At 41.7% G+C, this 1,745-nt stretch carries 3 protein-coding genes; 2 read left to right on the top strand and 1 reads right to left on the bottom strand.

Going from position 1 to position 1,745, the window contains the following annotated elements; genetic code table 11:
* A partial coding sequence (locus F6K20_RS37070; protein WP_287298205.1) for a phosphoribosylformylglycinamidine synthase subunit PurS occupies positions 1 to 161 on the bottom strand: 161 nt, incomplete at its 3' end.
* Between the two features lie 310 nt (positions 162 to 471).
* On the opposite strand from F6K20_RS37070, the gene F6K20_RS37065 reads away from it, so the two are divergent.
* Positions 472 to 882 (top strand): Fur family transcriptional regulator, encoded by a 411-nt coding sequence (locus tag F6K20_RS37065; RefSeq protein WP_008186534.1) that lies wholly within the window; start codon positions 472 to 474, stop codon positions 880 to 882.
* Between the two features lie 262 nt (positions 883 to 1,144).
* Positions 1,145 to 1,357, top strand: a complete 213-nt coding sequence (locus tag F6K20_RS37060; RefSeq protein ID WP_008186537.1) for a hypothetical protein — start codon at positions 1,145 to 1,147, stop codon at positions 1,355 to 1,357.
* Positions 1,358 to 1,745: the final 388 nt, after the last annotated feature.

Genomic DNA, 1,745 nt, shown 5'->3' with positions numbered 1-1,745 from the left:
GGGGGCGAATTGAAGAAAGTTTCAGGGTCTAATCGGTCTTCTAGATAAACATCACTCTCGTAGCCTAGCTGCTTCAGTCCTGACTCAACAGCTACACCGGCTGGATCCAATACGGAATTTCTAAGTGTAACATAAATAGAAGCCTGATATTTTTTAATCACAACTCTCCCCTTTCACTGTATAATGATAATGGATATAATATCAAGGATGAACGATCAAGGATTAAAAAAGTCTATCAATTAGGTTACTGATAGGTTACTGAGCAACTAGTATTTTTTTGAGCTAGTATTTTTTGAGCTAGTATTTTTTTTAGCTGCCACAGCGTGTAACTAGGGCTAGCCTAATCCTGGGATTTGGGCACAGCCGCGATCATTATTGCTCATGATCCGTTGATCATTAATCCTTCTTTACAGTTTGAACCAACAAGCACCATTAACATCAAAAAATTTCTAGGATATTAAAAAAAGATTAATGAAAGGCCAACGCACCCGCTCCCAAGAGCGAATTCTGAAACTGCTCACAACCTTGAATCGGGCTATGTCGGCCCAAGATCTTTATGTCGAGCTGCGCAAACGTAAGCAATCTATGGGTTTGGCTACAGTTTACCGCGCTTTGGATGCTTTAAAACTGGAAGGAATGGTGCAAGTCCGGACTCTTGGTAGTGGAGAATCCCTCTACAGTGGTGTACAAGAGGATCAACATCACCTCACTTGTCTCAATTGTGGCATGTCTATTCCCATTGAGGAATGTCCCATACCTCAATTACAGAAGAAGTTGCAAAATTCTTATCAATTCACTATTTTTTACCATACCTTGGAATTTTTTGGATTATGTGAACAGTGTTCTGTAACCAATGCTACAGAATATCAAGATTCAGAATGAGATAATACCGTAATCACCTAAAACAGCCCTGCTAACAGAAGCTTGGTGATGCTGGCGACGCCCTTACCTAACCAAAGACACCATATCAGTACAATGTACAATGTTCCATTGTACACAGATTAACTGTCGTCTACATCATTAACATAAAAAGCTTAAAAAGCTTAAAAAGGGGTGATAAGTACTGTAGAGGGATAGTCTCAATTGGCTTTTGCCAGACTTTCAGCCTCGAAGGTGCTAATTGATTTTAACAGGTGCTTGTGTTATGGCTAATATCAGGGAAGTTGTACAAAAAGCACTCAAAACTCGCTATTTGAGTGTGACAGAAGAAGATAAGCTACGGCAGCTTCTAACCAGAAAATATCCACTGGAAGACTTAAATGCCTTCATGAAGCTACAGCTAGCTGTGATGAATGGTTATGTTAAGCAAGAATCTCGTGAGATGTTCTGTTCCAAGGAACTTTCTCAAGGGATTTAGCTAAGACCGCGATTCATCCCACACCTCAATGCGCATTGAGGTGTGGGATGAATCGCGGACAGGAACTGTGTTGCATAGGTTGAAGAATGCTATAATGAAAATAGTAGGGAAGACAAATTAAGAGCTAACTGCCACCTACGTACCTCAAAATTGAACTTTTTTGTGTTGTTCCGGTGGGTCGGGGCATCCCGGAGACGAAACCTTAGAATAGGGCAGCCTTAATCATAAAGTTTTAACTCTTTACCCATAGCCGACTAACCATAAAGGCTGCCCTATTCTTGCGGTAACTTCTGACCGTATCGTTAATAAAGCTTGCCGAACGCGCCCCGCGTGGCCTACGGCCTTGTATCCTAACCAATGGGCGGAGTTGGCAAGAAGCCCACACTGA

This window comes from Moorena sp. SIO2C4, assembly GCF_010672485.1.
GTDB lineage: Bacteria > Cyanobacteriota > Cyanobacteriia > Cyanobacteriales > Coleofasciculaceae > Moorena > Moorena producens.
The sequence above is the reverse complement of the archived record's forward strand: the minus strand, read 5'-3'. Positions and strand labels throughout refer to the sequence as shown.